This window comes from Pseudovibrio sp. POLY-S9, from assembly GCF_001431305.1.
GTDB lineage: Bacteria > Pseudomonadota > Alphaproteobacteria > Rhizobiales > Stappiaceae > Pseudovibrio.
The window spans coordinates 28492-47297 of the sequence record NZ_LCWX01000260.1 but is presented as its reverse complement, the minus strand read 5'-3'; the positions used below and the strand labels follow the sequence as shown (position 1 = coordinate 47297).

Genomic DNA, 18806 nt, shown 5'->3' with positions numbered 1-18806 from the left:
ATTGTATGGGATGATTGCTGGCCCTCTGGGAATGGCGGGCCTCGTCGTTGGAAACCTTGCAGAAATGAAGCTTTCTGGTGTGCTGGACGCGGAGAACGCGGCCACAGACAAGGCAACAGCTCTCAGCACTATTGAGAAAAAAATACAGGCAAGTCCACCAGTACCTGCACCCGCTTCAGATATGGTGTCCTCACTGCAAAGAGGAACGCCAATCCTACCTGTCCAGTCCAAAGAAATCCCACCACTTTTCGGAAATATCGCTTCTGCCGAAGCCATTTCTATGGGAAATGAGGACAAGCTGATTGAAGCTCTGGCTGGTAGCTCGGAGAACGAGGAAAAAACTTCTTCTGACTTGGAAACATCAACACTTCCAACAGTTGATAAGCTGTCACAGGATGCTCGGAACTTGCTGCCAGATGATTTGCTCAAGCAGCTACAAGAGCGGCATCGCAATACAATTGCACAAAGTTAATACTTCAAAAGGTTGTTTATGACCGCCCTTGCGCGCATTCAGGAACTTACCGCTCAAATTCCATCAAGCTCATGGAACATTGAGATAAGTGGAACCCTCTGTGAGGTTACCCCTAATCATCTTAGAGTTAAGGGCCTTTCAGGTGGCGTTAACTTGGGAGACCAGGTCTCCTACATGAGCAATAACGGTGAAGAATTTGGAGAAGTTATCCGAATTGAACCTGACAGCGTGCTTGTGAAGCCCTATGCCTCCAGATCTGACCTTGGTCTTGGGATCAAAGTGAAGCGTTGCGGCGAACTTAGCTTTTATCCGGACAACAACTGGCGCGGGCGCATCATCAATGCGTTTGGGCAACCGATCGATGGCCTTGTTCCAATGACTGAAGGACCGTCACTGGCTTCATTTAATACCCTCCCCCCTCCGCCAGTTCACCGTGCGCGTGTTAAAGACGCTGCCTTGACTGGGGTACGGGTGCTCGACCTCTTTACACCGATTTGCCATGGTCAACGCTTGGGCATTTTTGCCGGATCTGGCGTAGGTAAATCAACGCTGCTCTCCATGATCGCACGAAGTAACTCTTTCGACACTGTCGTTATCGGGCTTATCGGCGAACGTGGCCGTGAAGTTCGTGAGTTCGTCGAAGAAACACTTGGTGACCAACTCTCCAAATCAGTGGTCGTGGTCGCTACAGGCGATGAAAGCCCCATGATGCGACGGCTTGCTCCTAAAACAGCAATGACGGTGGCCGAGCACTTCAGAGATCAAGGACAATCTGTTTTATTGATCGTTGATAGCGTCACTCGCTACGCACACGCCCTACGTGACGTTGCATTGGCAGCTGGAGAGCCTGCTCTTTCTCGCGGCTATCCGCCAAGCGTATTCTCGGAACTCCCCCTCCTGCTAGAACGTGCTGGCCCTGGCATTGAAGGAAGCGGCATGATGACCGCCATCTTTTCCGTGCTGGTTGATGGTGATGACCACAATGACCCTGTCGCAGACAACATCAGAGGCCTACTGGATGGGCATGTCGTTCTAGATCGGCATATTGCTGAGGAAGGCCGGTATCCTGCCGTCAACGTCCTTGGCTCCATCTCGCGACTTGCACAGAGCTGCTGGTCCCCTCAAGAACGTGAGCTCATCCTGAAACTAAAGGCAATGATTGCGAAGTTTGAAGATACCAAAGATCTACGCATGATGGGTGGCTACAAAGAGGGTGTAGACCCCTTGCTCGACCAAGCCATTGAGGTTGCCCCGAAGGTCTACAATGCGCTTGTACAGGGCTTGGACGCTCCCTCAAGCCAGGATGCCTTTACTGAGCTGGCTCAGCTTCTGTAAAAGAAAAAAGATACGCGACCTAAACAACAAAAAAGGCTGCTCAAGCAGCCTTTTTTGTTGTTACAGAGAATTAATTATATAGCCGAGATAACGCTTTGAATCGATGGGATCATACCCCATCTGTGTACGTAGTTTCTTTCTTAGCTTACTGATGTGACTTTCGATTACATTTTCGTCTACTTCACTTTCAAAGATGCCATAGACAAAGTTGTAAATCTGAGTTTTCGTCAGTCGCCGTCCGTTATTCTGAGCAAGATACTCAAGAATACGACGCTCTCGGCGTGGTAATGCCAGTGTCTTCCCTTTGATTTCAGGATCCCGTCCATCAAAGTATACGGTAAGATCACCTAGCTCGACATTAATGCTTTGGTTCGTTGTCCGACGCTTGATTGCGTTGACACGCGCAAGTATCTCTTGCGGATGCACCGGCTTACGGACAACGTCATCTACACCAGCAGCAAACAACTTCAGTGTCTGTTCCAAAACCGGACTGCTATTTAGAACCAATACCGGTTTTTGAGAGCACCTACGGCGGATAATCTGCGGGAACTTTTCACGCTCCCCTATCTCACCAATCAAAATAGCTTCGACGGCCTCGAACTCGGTATCAGGTGCAGTATTTAACCAATCCCGAAAGTCATCCGGACTAAAGCCACTTGTCGAAATACCTTCTCGCTCAAATCCAGATGCATACCCATCGGTCACAAGCTGTTGCTCATCAACAATTAAATACATAACCCCAACCCATTCATTCCCAAATGAATATATCGCTGGTAAATCAGTGAAACACATTCTGTCAATTTCTCTTGAAGAATTTTTACCTTCAGCACCAAGTAAAACCTCACAAGAAACTATAGTAATTATAATAGAAAATAAGAATAAATTTTACTTACAATTTTAACTTAATACAAAACATAGGTACCGGTTTCCGCCATTTTTCGGAATCTTTCGAATTTCAATCTTTATTTCTCATACCCTTATTTTTTGTAGGACAAAAATTCAAAGGCATATTTTTGCCACATCCTCTCCATATTTGAGTTCGCGTCATACGGGAAAAATCCTTGGGATAAACTATTAGCAATTTTAAGTTAGCTACTATTGGCACAAGGAGTAGAATCAAAAAGAAGCATTAAAGCCGGAGAAAAACGGGCGTACTTCTACTTATTCTTACAATTGTATATCTCATGTAATTTTATCTAAATTAGCACATTAACCATCCAATTCTTAGTAGGCAGCATTTTCCTACTTAGAAAAGAAATGTATTCTCCTAGAACTTTAGATAAATAACAGAGCTATACTCTCAAATACTCGTCACAATTCGACTACAATTTTACCACAATGCGTGTCTTTTTTCAGGCAAGGATACCACGTTATCAGGGGGATATACCTAACTGTGGGATGTGTTTCATCTCAGGTTATGTACTATTGCGTTTCAACTTAAACAAACCTATTTGCACATCCAGAAAAGATCGGCTCGTGCAGGAGACACAATGTTAATTACAGTAATAGGCTGCGGCTACGTCGGGTTGGTTTCAGGCACGTGTTTTGCTGATTTTGGTCATGAGGTCATCTGCGTTGATAAAGCAGAAGACAAGATTGAAAAGCTGAAGAACGGACAGATCCCAATTTACGAGCCGGGCCTGGAAGAATTGGTTGCCAGCAATGTGAAAGCTGGCCGTTTGAGCTTTACAACCGAGTTACCTGACGCAGTTCGTAAAGCCGACGTCATCTTCATCGCAGTCGGCACCCCTTCCCGCCGCGGAGACGGGCACGCCGACCTTAGCTACGTTTATGCAGCGGCTGAAGAGATCGCAACGTCCCTTAATGGCTTTACAGTCGTTGTCACTAAATCGACTGTTCCGGTTGGTACGGGAGATGAAGTCGAGCGCATTATTCGCGAAGCAAATCCAAATGCGGATTTTGAGGTTGTTTCGAACCCAGAGTTCTTGCGCGAAGGTGCAGCGATTAATGACTTCAAACGTCCTGATCGTATTGTTGTTGGCCTTTCTCATGAGCGTGCGAAGTCGGTCATGACCGAAGTCTACCGTCCTTTGTATCTCAACCACTCTCCAATCCTGTTCACGAGCCGTCGCACCTCTGAGCTGATCAAGTATGCCGGCAATGCCTTCCTTGCCATGAAGATCACGTTCATCAACGAACTTGCTGATCTAAGTGAAGCAGTTGGAGCAGACGTTCAGGATGTTGCCCGAGGCATCGGTCTTGATAATCGTATTGGTGGCAAGTTCCTGAATGCTGGTCCCGGTTATGGCGGTTCTTGCTTCCCGAAAGATACACTTGCGCTTGTTAAGACTGCGCAGGACCACTCCAGCCCTGTTCGCCTGATTGAAACTACATGTTCAATCAACGATCAGCGCAAACGTTCTATGTCCAAGAAAGTGGCAACGGCTATTGGTGGGGATGTTCGCGGCAAGAAAATCGCAGTGCTTGGCCTGACCTTTAAGCCAAACACAGACGATATGCGCGACAGCCCTGCCCTTTCCATTATTCAGGCGCTTCAAGACAAAGGTGCTGACATTCACGCTTATGATCCTGAAGGTATGGATTCAGCTGTAGAGCTTTTAGAGGATGTTACATTCGGAAGTAACGCCTACGAGATTGCAAAGGGCGCACACGCTCTGGTTATTGTAACCGAGTGGGATGCGTTCCGCGTTCTCGACTTCAGCCGCCTTAAAGACGAGATGGCGACTCCAGTGCTCGTGGATCTCAGAAACATCTACGGCAAAGACGAAGTTGCAAAACACGGCTTCTCTTACACCTGTATTGGACGTCCTGACGAAGAAATCTAAACAATAAGGTCCCGGCGAATTATGCATTTTGCCGGGACTTTTCTCGCCTCCCACAATCCATGCCCAATTTTTAAGTGCTCTTACCAAAGAGGTGACAATTGCGGTTTGCTTTCAACACACCAATCATGCGAATTTTAATTATCGCGTGAGCAGATTCTCTCAGGGCTAATCCCAAGAGCTTTATGAGCTGAGAACAATCTGCATTTTGGAAGATTGTTGGAGCCTATCCTAGTTGCTTTACAAGCATAAAAACAGACGAGAGCGTATAGCCTCTGGTTGGCCATGGAACGTCAAAATTCCTCGCGCTGTTGCTTTGCTTGTTTGCTTGTGCCTTTCATTCAGCACCTTTTCGCAAGCCTATGCCTTTGAACTTTTCGGATACCATCTCTGGGGTGAAAAAACCGAGAGTGATGAAGATAGCTTAGCTGGTGTGCCAGACCCGACACCTTACACCGTTGAGTTCCGTGTTGTTGGGGAACATGCAGACCAGCCTAGTGAACTTGAGGAAGAGCTACAGTCCGTCAGTCTTCTGGTTCAGGACGTCAAGAAGCTTCCGTCTGGCGCCAGTGGCGTTCTCGCCCGCGCAACTCAGGACTTTGAACGTCTGATTGGTAAGCTTTATGAAGATGGATATTATGGTGCTCTGGTTCAAATCACCGTAGCAGGATCACCACTTAATCAAGCCATCCTTCATCCTGAGAAAATTACAGAGCGCCCTATTCCTATTCTCGTGGAGATTAACAGAGGTGTTCAGTTTCACTTTGGCAACGCAGATGTAAATTATAAAGGCTCGGCAACAGAGAATGGACTTGACCTGCCCAACGCGCAGTCACTCGGCCTTGTCGAAGGAATGCCAGCACTTTCAGCTAGGGTGCTGGAAGCAGAAAAGCTGGCCATTAAGTTCCTTAAGGATGAAGGATATCCATTTGCAAAGGTGGGGAACCGTCAATTACTGGCCAATCACGCCAGTCAGACGCTCAAAGTTAAACTGGATGTTGTCAGTGGACCATATGCGCGGTTTGGTCCGGTTTCTGTTTCCGGCACAGTCAAGATGGATCCTGAGTTTGTTCGCAGTTACGCAAACCTTCCTCGCGGTGCACAGTGGGATGCCAAAGTCATCTCTCACGCACAGAGCAGATTGAGGGATCTGGAAGTCTTTTCCAGCATTCGCTTTGAACCTGATGACCAGCTTGATGCGAACGGTGAACTGCCTCTGACAATTGTTGTGGCAGAACGCCCACGGAAAGTTTTTGGAATTGGTGCCAATTACTCCAGTAATGAAGGCGTTGGTTTTGATGGATACTGGCGACACCGCAATCTGTTTGGAAAAGCGGAGCGACTTTCAGTAACCGGCGCAGTCGGCCAGCTTCTTGCCGTAAATAACGAGCAGATTGAGTATGCCGCCCGCGTCACCTTTGAAAAACCTGGTGCGATTGGGCCGTTGACCGCTTTTTCAACCAGCGTTGCTGCCGTTCAGGAAAACCCAGATAACTATCGCAGCACGTCATTTACATACGATGCTTATCTATCCCGCGATTTTACAGAGGCTTTGAGCGGCCGAATTGGTGCAGAAGTCTATTTTGCCAATGAACGGGACGTTTTCGGCCAGAATGATTACTTCCTATTGGGAATTCCTGCAGACCTGACTTACGATACACGCAATGACGCTTTGAACCCGACCAATGGTATTGAAGCCAAATTATTCTTTGAACCAGCCTATGACGTGCTTGGTGATACCGAAAACCTGTATTCTCAAGGCTCGATTGCCAGTTACCTGCCGATTGTAGGTACGGACCGTGTTGTTTTAGCTGGCCGCGTATCAGCCGGTGCAATTATCGCCCCGTCAGTTCAGGATGTCCCCGCTGCACGGAGGTTCTTCCTTGGAGGTGGTGGATCAATCCGAGGGTATGCTTACAAAAACGTGGGGCCGCGCCTGGATGACGAAGTTACGGGTGGGCGCAGTTTCATGCTGTTTAATGGTGAAGTCAGAACAAGAATTACTGAAAACATTGGTCTTGTCGGATTTGTAGATGCAGGTGCTGCATATTTGACCCAGTTTCCAAACTTCGATGAGCCCTTCAGCGTAGGTGTTGGCGGAGGGGTGCGCTATTTCACACCTGTTGGCCCTTTGCGGCTTGATGTTGGTGTCCCACTTGAACCTGAGCGCAATGATCCGCCGTTTGCAGTCTATATTGGTTTAAGCCAGTCCTTCTAATCAGCACCGCCTACAGAAGGCAAGCGTTAACAAGAGAAAGATCAAAGAGCGAATGCAACTGGTCCGACGTATCACAATGACCCTTGGCAAAATACTAGCCCTTCTTCTCGCGCTGGTACTTGTGGTTTATGCCGGACTTGTGGTGACAACTAGTTTCCAGGCAGGTCGCCAATTCCTCGGATCAACTTTGAGCTCTTTTTTGCCAGATGTGAGGATTGATCAACCTCGCCTGACCGCTTCCGGCAATCTGTTTGCAGATGGGGTCTATCTTTCCGATGCGAAGGGCACATGGCTTGAAATTCACAGTGCTTCAGTTCGATGGTCACCGCTTTCGCTTCTTTTCGGCGCACTTGATATTCACGAAGTCGCAGCACAACGGATTGCATTAGCACGATTGCCAGAAGCTGCAGAAAGTCCGGGTTCTGAACCCGCCCCTGCTGGAGAAACAGGCATTACCCTGCCTTTCAACACCATTGATCTCCAAAGCCTCAATGTCAAAGAACTTGCCCTCCCCGCTCCTATTGCCGGTATGCCTGCACAGTTCGAGATCACGGGCACTGCGACTTATGCGGGTTCTCCCGACAAAATTGCCGGCAAGCTCAACATTACACGCACTGGCGACGTTCAGGGCACAGCGAGCATTGACGTCGATTTTGATCCGGCAGATGGCGTAGTCAATTTCCGTGGCATGGTCTCTGAAGCAGCTAATGGGCTGGCTGCCAATCTTCTTGACCTTCCGGATGCGCCTAGTTTTGCGCTACGTATGGAAGGTGGTGGCCCGCTAACAAACTGGTCATCTTCATTACAAGTAGATCTGAATAGGGTTCGAGCCATTGATGGTGAGATTACTCTTGCGCAAAATAGAACGCAGAAGTCACTAACTACACATTTATCGGGGGAACTCGAGCAGTTTCTTCCCTCTTCTATCTCCAGCCTGTTTGCGGGGCAGACCACGTGGTTTGCAAACGCGACACTCAATGAAGATTATCTGCCGCTTTCAGCAACCGGAAAGCTTTCAACCGGTGCGATCTTAGCGCATTTGGAGAACACATACGCAACTGACAAGAACTCTTTGATAGCGAAGGTCCAAATCCAGACACTTGAGAGCAACACTAAACCACTTCTCATCAAGACTGGTGAGCAGACCGTTCAACTGGATACTTTGTCTGTGACTGCATCGGCTTCAGGACCGCTTGAGAGCCTGAATTGGGGCTTCTCTGTTCAAGCAGATAAGATTAAAACACAAGAAGCGGATCTGGGGGCGCTAAGCCTTTCTGCAAAGGGTGATGGTGCAAACATTTCCGCGCAGATGATGTCCATCCCGCTTGAAGCGCTTCTCCAAGTTAGTGGCATCCATCTTGCTGGAGCTTCTCAAGACCAAAACATCAAGAATGTAAGTATTTCGCTCAAAGGTACAGTGTTTCCAAATCAGGAAAAGCTAAAGCTAAGCGAGCTACACTTGGAGAGTGATGGAGCGGCTGCGCGGTTTAATCTGGTAGAACTCTCGCCGATCAACGGACAGGCACAGGGCAATCTTTCTGTATCTGACCTTAGCCTTCTGTCAAGATTTGTGCAGCAAAACGTAAGCGGCTCTGTTGAGGCTCAATTGTCCTTGCTAGCGGATTTCCAAAAGCAATCTGGAGAGATCAATCTCAAGGGAACCAGCAGCCGAATAAGTCTGCAAAATGAGCGCATTGACCGAATTCTCACTTCCCCGGGTAGGTTTTCTGCCAAGCTTGCAGCAACCCTTGATAGCACCGACCTGCTCGCTTCATATGGCCGACTGGAAGTCCTTTCCTTTGAGAACGTGTTTGGACAAATTGAAGCTCATGGCAGTTTGCAGGATCGTCAGCTGGATGGTGCATTTTCTGCCCAAGTGCATCAACTCGATCTGCTGGAACCCCGTGTAAGTGGGGCCCTCACTGCCAGCGGGAAGGTTTCAGGTAATGCTTCTGCACCTGAAGTGACACTTGAAATACACTCTGACCGGATTGAGATGGATGGCACTCCCTTAGAGAAGTTGCAGCTTGTAGCAGATGGGACGCTTTCTGAAACAGCCCCCAATGCGGACATCAATCTCACAGGCAAGTTTAAAGGGGAAGAGCTTGTTGGCAAATTCAAGCTGCAGAGTGAGGCTGGCAAGCTGTCTATTCCAACGCTGGATTTTGATTTCGGCGGGAACAAACTCAGTGGCAATGCACATGCTGCTGATCTTGCGCTTCTACCACAAGGTTTGGTTGGGCAGTTCACCATTGAAGCCAATGATCTGAGCACTTTGTCATCACTGGCTTTGACCGAGATGGAAGGTCAGGCTCATGGACAAATCGATATTGAGCAGGACAACGGAGATGCCAAGATCACATTTAATCTCAACAGCCAAAACCTTCGGTTTGCGCAAAGTTCCATCATGTCCTTTGTCGCCAAAGGTTGGATAGACAAACCTTTCACACGCCCAGCTGCAAATGCGAACATTGCGCTCGATGGGGTTGAAGTGGAAGGGGTAAATCTGAGATCGTTGACATTGAATGCGACGCCTGTTGAAGGCAAGACAAGTGCAGAGGTTGCAACTGGCTTTTCCATTAATGCCGAATTTGCTGAAAACAACGACCGACTTCAAAGCATAGGGCTGGTGCAAGCTGTTCCCAATGGGATCATTCTTACGCTGAACTCTCTTAATGGCCGCTACAAGGGGATCCAGACAAACCTCAAGCAGCCAGCAGTGATTTCGCTACTTGAAGACAAACGGACTGTGTCCTCCTTTGAGCTGGCTCTTGGCAGTGGCTCTTTAAATGTTTACGGGAGCAACAGCAATCAGCTCGACATCAACGCCGAACTGAAGCAGCTGCCACTTTCCATAGCGAATGCCTTTGTTCCAAGCCTTGCCTTGGATGGTGCGCTCAACGGGACGGTTCGCGCCTTTGGCAAGAACGACGCACCTCAAGTCAGCTGGCGGCTTGCATTGAGCCAATTTTCAGTAAAGCCACTTCAGGATAACCGCATCCTCCCACTTCAGATTGAGAGCACCGGCTCATTTGCTGACAACAAAATTGACCAGAAAACCATCGTCACCAACAGTTCAGGCTTGAACGTTGAGGCTTCAGGGGCAATCGGGCTTGCAGATGGTCAAGAAGTGTCTTTGACCACATCAGGCAATATTCCACTTGATGTGGTGGGAGCCAAGTTGATCGAACAGAATTTGGGTGGCAGTGGTGGCTTCCGTCTCAGCGGGTCAGTTTCCGGCTCCCTCAAGGATCCTCAGATCGCCATTGATATCCAACCTGTGAACCTTGAGACCACACAGCTCTCAACTGGCATGACGCTGACAGACTACTCAGGTGACATTAAGGTCACACGGCAAGAGATTGCGATCAATAAATTTGCTGCCAAGTTTAGTAACGGTGGCACGTTGGTACTTGATGGCAAACTTGGGCTTGGTTCAGGACTGCCTGCTCAAATAGAACTCACGATTGATGGTGGCCGCTATGTTGACGGGACATTTGTTAGTGCATTGATTGATGCTAATCTTGCACTACAGGGCTCTCTTGCCGATGCAGGCGCTCCTCCTGCAATTTCGGGCAAAGTCACCATTAACCAGGCAGATATTGAAATACCGAGCTCCTTTAACTCCAGTATCAATCCTGTGATCGTCCGGCATTTGAATGCGCCCAAGCCTATCCTCAATCAAGCGAAGATCCTTGCGCAAGATGAAGGGCGGGAAAACGCCAAGAAAAACGAGCAACCGAGCCCGATCTCGAAAGCCAGTTTGAATGTTGACGTGGAAGCACCTGGCAAAATCTTCATCCGTGGGCGCGGCGTCAACGCTGAAGCTGGCGGATCACTTAACATTGGCGGCCAGCTCGACAATGTGAAAACCGTGGGCGCTTTTTCTCTGGTGCGTGGCCGTATCGATATTCTGTCAAAACGCCTGACACTCAGCCGCGGTAATGTGACGTTTAGTGGTTCTCTTGTACCAACACTCGATTTTGCGGCAACGACAACATCTGGCTCAACGGAAGTGACTGTTCTGGTGAGTGGACCTGCTGATATGCCGGTGATTGATTTCACTTCAGTCCCAAGCCTGCCAAAGGATGAAGTCCTTGCGCAACTGTTGTTTGGCGAGTCTGTCAACGATCTTTCGCCAATTCAGCTGGCAAGCCTTGCAAGCGCGATCGCAACGCTAACCGGAGGCACTGGCGTCGAAGGGCCATTGGGCACACTCCGCAATCTACTCGGTGTCAGCGATATCGATATCAAGTTTGATGCAGCGGGAAATCCAGAACTGGCCGTTGGTGGCTATATAAGTGAGCGGATTTATCTGGGCGTGACACAGGAGCCGACAACAGGTGACAATGCAGCCACTGTTGATATTGATGTCACGAAATTCCTGAAGCTTCGTGGTGAAGCCGGCTCCGATGGAGATGCAAAAGCCGGCTTCTACTATGAGCGTGAGTACGACTAAGTCGACGGCCCAGCGAGGCGGACGGCCTCGTCGTAAATTGGCATTGGCAGGTTGATGCCGTATTGATCTGCTTTTTCGCGGGCAGCAAGACGAGATGTTCCTGGTAAACGTGCGCCCTCCTCTGCCTCAATCGCAGCAACAAGCGTTTCCATCCGTTCAGCAAACAAACCGCCAGAGACAAGATTAGCGTTGATTGCCAAGATAACCTGACCAAGATCAGGGGCATCCCCCTCTCCTGAGAACAAACTGGACGCCTCAAAACCAAATGCAGCTCCACATAAGCCTGCCGCCATGATCTCAATCATCATGGCCAAAGCCGCTCCTTTGGCCTCTCCGATAGGGATCATGGTTCCTGCAAGCGCCGCCGCTGGATCGGTGGTTGGCTGCCCGTCTTTGTCCAGTGACCAACCTTCCGGGATAGATTTGCCTGTTCGCTGCGCTGCCATGATCTTTCCACGAGCGACACGTGAGAGTGCAAGATCAATGACAAGTGGTTCTCCATCTCCATTAGGAGCTGCAAATGCAATTGGATTGGTCCCGAACATAGGGTTCTTGCCGCCATAGGCAGCAATTGCCTTAGGCCCATTGCCAAAAATGAACGCAACCATTCCATCACGCGCCAAGCGCTCACAGTGGGCCCCCGCTTGCCCAAAGTGGTGAGAATGACGGATCGCACTCAAAGCCAGCCCATTTTGCGAGGAAGCGTCTTTCAGAAATGGCAACGCAACTTCAATTGCTGGGTAAGCAAATCCGTATTTGGCATCAATCCGCTGCACAACCGGAGTGATCAGCTCTGCTTCCGGTTTGGCAAAGCCGTCTACCTTGCCGGTTCTGGTTTGGGCGGTGTAGGACGGAATTCTGGAAAGGCCGTGGCCTGCCTGGCCATCTGCCTCTGCGTTCACCAGAGCCTTTGCAACGATCTTCGCAATTGCTGGATCTGTTTTGTTGGCAGACAAAGCATCCTCAGTAAGTGTGCGTGCTTCTTCTAATGAGAGATTGACCGTGTCTGACATGGAACACCCTAGCTATTTGAGTTCTTAAGCACGTCGCTCCTGACACATTTTGCAGATAAGCACAATTGCGCGCGTTTCTTGCAAAGACAGAAATGCGGATTGGGTTTGCTCATTTAAGCAGAGCAGATGACATTTCAACAGGACAGGAACCCGCAAGTTTGCGGGAATGACATTATTCCATATTTTTCCGCTCGGCCCATCTCCATTTCATCCCCGTAACGGCTTATAACTGCATGAGTTTTGGATCTACTCGTGTTGCATTGAGAAAGAGACAATCATTACACACCCTGATTTGCATTGCAGAATGGATCAATCTTTGTAAATCCTATGGGGACTAGGTGTTTTTCCTAGAACTACCACTTATATGTGTAGGTCAGATAAAGCCATTGTTAGGTCTTGTTCTTCTATCTCTCCTTAATTGCCTGGCGGGATATGACTTCATCAGGAGATACTCATGAGTACAACAATCTCAGCAACCAAAGAAATTCCGCTCCTACGTGAAGCTTGTCTCATAGGAGGAAAATGGGTCAGCGGAGATGAAGGCAACTCCATCTCTGTAAACAATCCAGCCACTGGCGAAATCATCGGGCGTGTTCCACGTTTTGGCCGTCCTGAGACTGCAGATGCAATCGATGCAGCCCATGCAGCTTTTGCTGTCTGGGCTAAGATGACAGCAGTTGAGCGCTGCAATCTGATGCTGCGGTGGGCAGATGTGATCACTGAAAACCAGAAGGACCTTGCTGAGCTACTCACTGTTGAAATGGGTAAGCCGCTGGCTGAATCGACTGGTGAAGTTGCTATCACAGCAAACTACATTCGTTTCTTCGCAGAAGAAGGTAAACGGGTTTATGGCGATGTGATCCCGTCCCCTTGGAAAGACCGCCGTATTATGGTGACCAAAGAGCCTATCGGTGTTGTTGGTGCCATTACACCCTGGAATTTCCCAAGCTCTATGCTGGGGCGCAAACTGGCGGCAGCTCTTGGTTCTGGTTGTACTGTTGTGGCCAAACCGGCAAGCCAAACACCTTATTCAGCCTTGATCCTGGGTGAACTTGCGGAGCAGGCTGGAATTCCAACCGGTGTAATCAATATCATCACCGGTTCAGCTGCTCAGATTGCTGACGAACTTTGTGAGAACGACAAGGTCCGCAAGATCACCTTTACCGGATCTACTCCAGTGGGTAAGCAGCTTGCCTCCAAAGCATTGGCCAACATGAAAAAGGTCTCTATGGAGCTTGGCGGCAATGCGCCGTTTATCGTGTTTGATTCAGCTGATCTCGATAAGGCTGTCGAAGGTGCCATTGCATCCAAGTTCAGAAATTCCGGTCAGACTTGTGTCTGCGCAAACCGCATTTACGCTCAGGCTGGAATTTACGACGAGTTCTCAGCAAAGCTGAAGGCTGCCATTGAAGATCAGCTGCGCGTTGGCGATGGTCGGAAGTCGGGTACCAACCAAGGCCCTCTTATTGATGAGCATGCTGTTGCGAAAGTCGAAGAATTGATCGCTGATGCCGTTTCTAAAGGCGGTACAGTGGTAACAGGCGGCAAGCCAGATGCTCAGGGTGGCACGTTCTTCGAACCGACACTTCTGCTTAATGCGACCCCAGAGATGAAGGTTGCCAAGGAAGAGACGTTTGGTCCATTTGCCCCTGTCTTCAAGTTTGAGAGTGAAGATGACGTGGTCAAAATGGCGAATGACACAGAGTATGGCCTTGCTTGTTACTTTTACACTCAAGATTTGGGCCAGACCTTCCGTGTAATGGAAGCATTGGAATATGGTCTTGTTGGCGTGAATGAAGGTGTGATCACGACCGAATATGCTCCGTTTGGCGGTTATAAAGAAAGCGGAATGGGGAACGAGGGCTCCAAATACGGCGTGGATGACTACATCAATATCAAGTACTCTTGCATTGGCGGGCTTGGCCTTTAACGCTCAATATTAATTTTGTGGGAGCCGGAGTGTTCATCGCTTCGGCTCTTTCTTTTTGAGGACTGCTTTCGTGATTATCGAAGAAGAACGCTGTACGGCTGCTCCAACACTTAACGGCGAGCGCATTATCATGCGGGCTCACCAAACTTCAGATTTTGAGGCATGCTGCGCCTTGTGGGCGGATCCTGATGTGGTTCGCTATATTTCGGGGAAGCCTTCCAGCCCAACGGATACGTGGGGGCGCATCCTCAAATATGCCGGGCACTGGAGCCTCTCCGGTTTTGGGTATTGGGCTGTGATTGAGAAAAACAGCGGAGAGCTTATTGGCGACGTTGGTTTTTCTGACTTTAAGCGAGACATCACTCCGAGCCTTGATGGGTTTGCAGAAGCTGGCTGGGTGATCTCGCCTAAGTTTCATGGCAAAGGTTATGCTCGGGAGGCTGTTGAGCTGAGCCTATCCTGGCTGCGCAGTTCCAGACTGTTTCCTGAGGTTCATTGCATTATTGCCCCAGAGAACACAGCCAGTGTCAGCCTTGCTAAGCGTGTTGGCTTTGAGAAGTACACGGATGGGTCTTACCTCGGACAACCGACCCTTTTCATGAAGCAAAGCTTTACTTAAACCAAAGAGCCCAACCTGTATCCGCCGGGTTGGGCTTGTTCATTTTCTGCGTTCCTGTATATCCTTTAGCTAATGATCCATTCAGGCTGAGTTATGCAGAAATACGATAAGATTTACGCCAAGGACGAAAGTTACTTCGGCCATACCTCCAAGCAGTTTACAACACTGTTCTCAAACCTCGACTTTGACAGCGGCACAATTCTCGATCTGGGTGCAGGACAAGGACGCGACGCGATCTTTCTTGCTAAGCGCGGTTATAATGTAATTGCTGTCGACAGCTCCAAAGTAGGTCTGGACCAATTGCAGGAACGAGTAGACACGGAGAATCTGCCGATTGAGGTTGTTCACGTGGATGCACTTGGTTACACGCCCCCGCAAGATCTAGATGCAATTGTTGCTGACCGTTTCTTCCACGAGTTGCCGAACAATGTGCGCGTCAAACTTCTGCAGCGTATGCTCAGTCACCTTCGTGTTGGTGGCTATATGCTTATCGCTGATGAAAAGAGCGTTTTGCCGAACCTGCGCGACACTCTGAAAAAGGAAAAGTTTGAGTTCCTACGCGATAAAAACGGCATCCTCTTTACTTACAAGCCATAGGCACCCGATTGGAGGCACATATGTGTGCCTCCCTTCCCCATTTTTATTACTAGAGTTTCTAACTGACAGATCACACACGAAAGTGTGATGTAAAACCCTTATATTTTTGCAGTTGTATCAGCCGGTTTTACAATCTCCATTATATTGCCACAGTGACAACTCATTTCCGCAACAATGTTTGCAAAAATTGGAGATACTGCTGACTTCCTCGTGATTGTGCACCTGGGATGAACAATGCGTTTAATTGCAATTCCCAGAACATCTGCCAATTGTATGCCCAAGATTGAAATTCACAGTTCAACATAATTGGAGATTACAATGAAATCAGTTCGCTTTGGAATGCTCGCAGTCGCAGCTTCTTTCCTCGCTACAGCAGCGGTTGCTGAACCTGTTGCTTACGACGTTGATATGTCCCATGCAAATCTCGCTTTTGACTACAACCACCTCGGTTATTCCACCACTGATGGCCGTTTTGCTACTTGGTCCCCTACTTTGATCATTGACGAAGCAAACCCAGCGAATTCTAAGGTGGACGTTGAAATTGACGTCAACTCTCTCAACACATTCTGGGAAGCTCGTGACACACACCTGAAGAGCGCTGACTTGTTTGATGTTGCTAAGTTCCCATCAGCAACATTCAAGTCCACCAAGGTTGAACAGGTTGGTGAGAAGAAGCTGGAAGTGACTGGTGATCTGACCATCCGTGGCATCACCAAGCCAACTGTCCTTGAAGTTGTTGTAAATCAGCTTGGTGAGCACCCAATGGCTAAGAAACAAGCTGTTGGTCTGGATGCGACTACCACGATCAAACGTTCTGACTTTGGCATGGCGATGGCTGTTCCTTACGTGTCAGATGAAGTGAACATCAACATCAGCTTCGAAGCGACTGTTAAGTAATGTTTCCGGCCTGTCGGATGCTGAGAACGCTCTGACGGGTCTGGTCGAACTTTGAGAAGGGGCAGCAATGTCCCTTCCCTCGATCAAAAGGCCTTTTCCATGATCAGGAACACTCGATCAGCCTATGGCATCGTGGCAATTGCACTACACTGGACCATAGCAACGCTTATCATTGGTATGTTGGGATTTGGCCTTTATATGGTCACGCTGCCGATTTTCGAGCCTGCCACTTACTCTCTTTATCAGCTTCACAAGTCCATTGGTTTTGTTGTCTTGGCATTGGTCTCATTGCGCATCCTTTGGAAAATCACTGGTATCACACCTGATTTACCTGCCGAAATGCCGGTTTGGGAAAAGCTTGCTGCGCATTTGGGTCACATCAGCTTATATGCTCTGATGTTGCTGATGCCGCTGACAGGATGGTTGCTGGTTTCGTCCAGCCCGCTTGGACTGCCGACAGTTTTCTTTAACCTCTTTCAGATTCCGCATCTACCAACGCCTGAGTTTTTGGGGCAAAAAGCAGATGTATCTGCGTTCTTCACCGCAGTGCATGGCTGGGCTGCGTATGCGTTTATCGCAGTGATCCTTGCACATGTTGGAGCTGCCCTTAAGCACTACTTCATATCCAAGGATAAAGTCTTACAGCGTATGTTGTCCTCAAAAGCCTAATTTGAGGATCTGGAGAAAACCATGAAACGATTGACCGATATGTTCTTTAAAGCCGGCGTATTTCTGACCTTCATCTTGGTAGGAGCAGCTTCATCTGCCTTTGCAAATGAATGGTCAGTGGATCGCAATAAGAGCACGCTTGGCTTTGAGGTCATCAATAACGGAAACACCGTTACGGGCACTTTTGCCACCTGGAATGCTAAGATCATCTTCGACAAAGAAGAACTCGACAAAGCCCAGATTCAGGCAACAATCATCACTGGAAGCGTAAAAACAGAAGATGCGCAGGCAGCAGGTGCAATCACAACTCCACAGTGGCTGGATATCTCCAGCTTCCCTGATGCTGTGTTTCGCGTAGATAACGTGGTTCCTGCTGGTGGTGATCTCTATGAGGCTGCAGGTACGCTGGAACTCAAAGGTGCAAAGATTGCTATTTTCTTGCCCTTCACTTTGACCATTGAAGGTAAAACCGCTCACGCGGTTGGTGAAGCAACGTTATCTCGCAGTGACTTCAAGATTGGTGATGGCGTGCCAGACAGCACTGTCAGCAATAAGGTCACTGTGAAACTGGACCTATATGCTACTCGTTGATGGATTGCGCCAAAGAGAGCCTTGCATTTTCCACCAAGTCTCTCGTCAATTCGGCGTAATCTAGCAAATTTGACAAGTTTTGAAGGCTGAGGGGCTTTGCCCCTCGGCTTTTTCTCTATAAAACGGCGCTCAGCAAATTCAACAGTGTACAGCGGTACACCAAAATAGCCAGAGAGTGCCAAGATGTCCGAAACACTTGCTCCCGAGTACGTTCACACCTCTCTTTTTCCATTGGGTAAAGACAAAACTCCTTATCGCAAACTGACCTCCGAATACGTGAGCGAAGTTGAGTTTGACGGTGAGAAAATCTTGAAGGTGGAGCAAGAGGGTCTTCGCTTACTTGCCGAAGAAGCGTTTAAAGACATCAACCATTTCCTGCGTCCTTCCCATCTGGAGCAGCTCCGTAAAATTCTCGACGACCCTGAAGCAACTGCAAACGATAAATTCGTTGCTTTTGACCTGATGAAGAACGCGAATATTTCAGCTGCTGGTGTATTGCCAATGTGTCAGGACACTGGCACTGCAATTGTGATGGGTAAAAAAGGTCGCAAAGTCTGGACTAACGGGCATGACGAAGCAGCACTTGGTGAAGGTGCACGTGATGCTTACTTCAAAAAGAACCTGCGCTACTCCCAGCTGGCGCCGATTTCCATGTTCGAAGAAAAGAACACCAAGAACAATATGCCGGCTCAGATCGAGCTTTATGCTGAAGGTGATGACGCGTACAAGTTCTTGTTCATGGCAAAAGGCGGTGGGTCTGCAAATAAGACCTTCTTGTTCCAAGGTACTCCGAGCCTGCTGACCAAAGATCGCATGATTGAGTTCCTGAAGGAGAAAATTCTCACTCTTGGTACTGCAGCATGCCCGCCATATCACCTCGCAATCGTCATTGGCGGCACATCTGCAGAGTTGAATCTGAAATCAGTAAAAATGGCTTCTGCCCGTTACCTGGATGAGCTGCCGACAGAAGGTTCTGAAGGCGGTCATGCATTCCGTGATCTAGAAATGGAAGCTGAAATTCACAAGCTGACACAGTCCAGCGGTGTTGGCGCACAGTTTGGTGGCAAATACTTCTGCCACGACGTGCGCGTGATCCGTCTGCCGCGCCATGGCGCATCCCTACCAATCGGCATTGGCGTCTCTTGTTCAGCAGACCGTCAGGCGACAGGCAAGATCACCAAGGAAGGCATCTTTCTGGAGGA

At 48.8% G+C, this 18806-nt stretch carries 14 protein-coding genes; 12 read left to right on the top strand and 2 right to left on the bottom strand.

Annotated features, from left to right (window positions below; translation table 11 throughout):
• Together PPL9_RS33940 and fliI are read left to right on the top strand one after the other, a co-directional pair.
• A partial coding sequence (locus tag PPL9_RS33940; protein ID WP_208989715.1) for a hypothetical protein occupies positions 1 to 472 on the top strand: 472 nt, incomplete at its 5' end.
• Positions 473 to 490: 18 nt separating this feature from the next.
• On the top strand, positions 491 to 1807 hold the full coding sequence (gene fliI, locus PPL9_RS29200) for a flagellar protein export ATPase FliI (protein WP_057466005.1): 1317 nt from the start codon (positions 491 to 493) through the stop codon (positions 1805 to 1807).
• A gap of 60 nt (positions 1808 to 1867) precedes the next feature.
• Here the strand turns inward: fliI and PPL9_RS29195 are convergent, their stop codons facing one another.
• The gene (locus tag PPL9_RS29195) at positions 1868 to 2542 is read right to left on the bottom strand and encodes a response regulator transcription factor (RefSeq protein WP_057466177.1); all 675 of its coding nucleotides are present in this window, start codon (positions 2540 to 2542) and stop codon (positions 1868 to 1870) included.
• 755 nt (positions 2543 to 3297) lie between these two features.
• On the opposite strand from PPL9_RS29195, the gene PPL9_RS29190 reads away from it, so the two are divergent.
• From PPL9_RS29190 to PPL9_RS29180, 3 genes are all read left to right on the top strand, one after another.
• Positions 3298 to 4614: a UDP-glucose/GDP-mannose dehydrogenase family protein gene (locus tag PPL9_RS29190; RefSeq protein ID WP_057466004.1), complete on the top strand. Its 1317-nt coding sequence runs from the start codon at positions 3298 to 3300 to the stop codon at positions 4612 to 4614.
• A 232-nt stretch (positions 4615 to 4846) separates the two neighbouring features.
• The gene (locus PPL9_RS29185; RefSeq protein ID WP_208988069.1) at positions 4847 to 6829 is read left to right on the top strand and encodes an autotransporter assembly complex family protein; all 1983 of its coding nucleotides are present in this window, start codon (positions 4847 to 4849) and stop codon (positions 6827 to 6829) included.
• A gap of 52 nt (positions 6830 to 6881) precedes the next feature.
• Entirely contained in the window at positions 6882 to 11288 is a 4407-nt protein-coding gene (locus PPL9_RS29180; RefSeq protein ID WP_057466003.1) for a translocation/assembly module TamB domain-containing protein, read from the top strand.
• On the opposite strand, the gene PPL9_RS29175 is transcribed toward PPL9_RS29180, so the two are convergent.
• On the bottom strand, positions 11285 to 12301 hold the full coding sequence (locus PPL9_RS29175; RefSeq protein ID WP_057466002.1) for an Ldh family oxidoreductase: 1017 nt from the start codon (positions 12299 to 12301) through the stop codon (positions 11285 to 11287). The two genes, PPL9_RS29180 and PPL9_RS29175, sit on opposite strands and share 4 nt — an antisense overlap.
• A gap of 454 nt (positions 12302 to 12755) precedes the next feature.
• Here PPL9_RS29175 and PPL9_RS29170 point away from each other — a divergent pair, with 454 nt between their 5' ends.
• The 7 genes from PPL9_RS29170 to PPL9_RS29140 all read left to right on the top strand — a co-directional run.
• Positions 12756 to 14231: an NAD-dependent succinate-semialdehyde dehydrogenase gene (locus PPL9_RS29170; RefSeq protein ID WP_057466001.1), complete on the top strand. Its 1476-nt coding sequence runs from the start codon at positions 12756 to 12758 to the stop codon at positions 14229 to 14231.
• Positions 14232 to 14301: 70 nt separating this feature from the next.
• Positions 14302 to 14850, top strand: a complete 549-nt coding sequence (locus PPL9_RS29165) for a GNAT family N-acetyltransferase (protein ID WP_057466000.1) — start codon at positions 14302 to 14304, stop codon at positions 14848 to 14850.
• A gap of 93 nt (positions 14851 to 14943) precedes the next feature.
• Positions 14944 to 15447 carry a class I SAM-dependent methyltransferase gene (locus PPL9_RS29160; RefSeq protein WP_057465999.1) on the top strand — a complete coding sequence of 168 codons (504 nt, stop codon included), beginning with the start codon at positions 14944 to 14946 and terminating at the stop codon, positions 15445 to 15447.
• Positions 15448 to 15765: 318 nt separating this feature from the next.
• Complete coding sequence (locus PPL9_RS29155; protein WP_057465998.1) at positions 15766 to 16344, top strand: YceI family protein; 579 nt, start codon at positions 15766 to 15768, stop codon at positions 16342 to 16344.
• A gap of 99 nt (positions 16345 to 16443) precedes the next feature.
• Positions 16444 to 17013: a cytochrome b gene (locus PPL9_RS29150; RefSeq protein ID WP_057465997.1), complete on the top strand. Its 570-nt coding sequence runs from the start codon at positions 16444 to 16446 to the stop codon at positions 17011 to 17013.
• A gap of 21 nt (positions 17014 to 17034) precedes the next feature.
• Complete coding sequence (locus PPL9_RS29145) at positions 17035 to 17604, top strand: YceI family protein (protein ID WP_057465996.1); 570 nt, start codon at positions 17035 to 17037, stop codon at positions 17602 to 17604.
• A 183-nt stretch (positions 17605 to 17787) separates the two neighbouring features.
• A partial coding sequence (locus tag PPL9_RS29140) for a fumarate hydratase (RefSeq protein WP_200962388.1) occupies positions 17788 to 18806 on the top strand: 1019 nt, incomplete at its 3' end.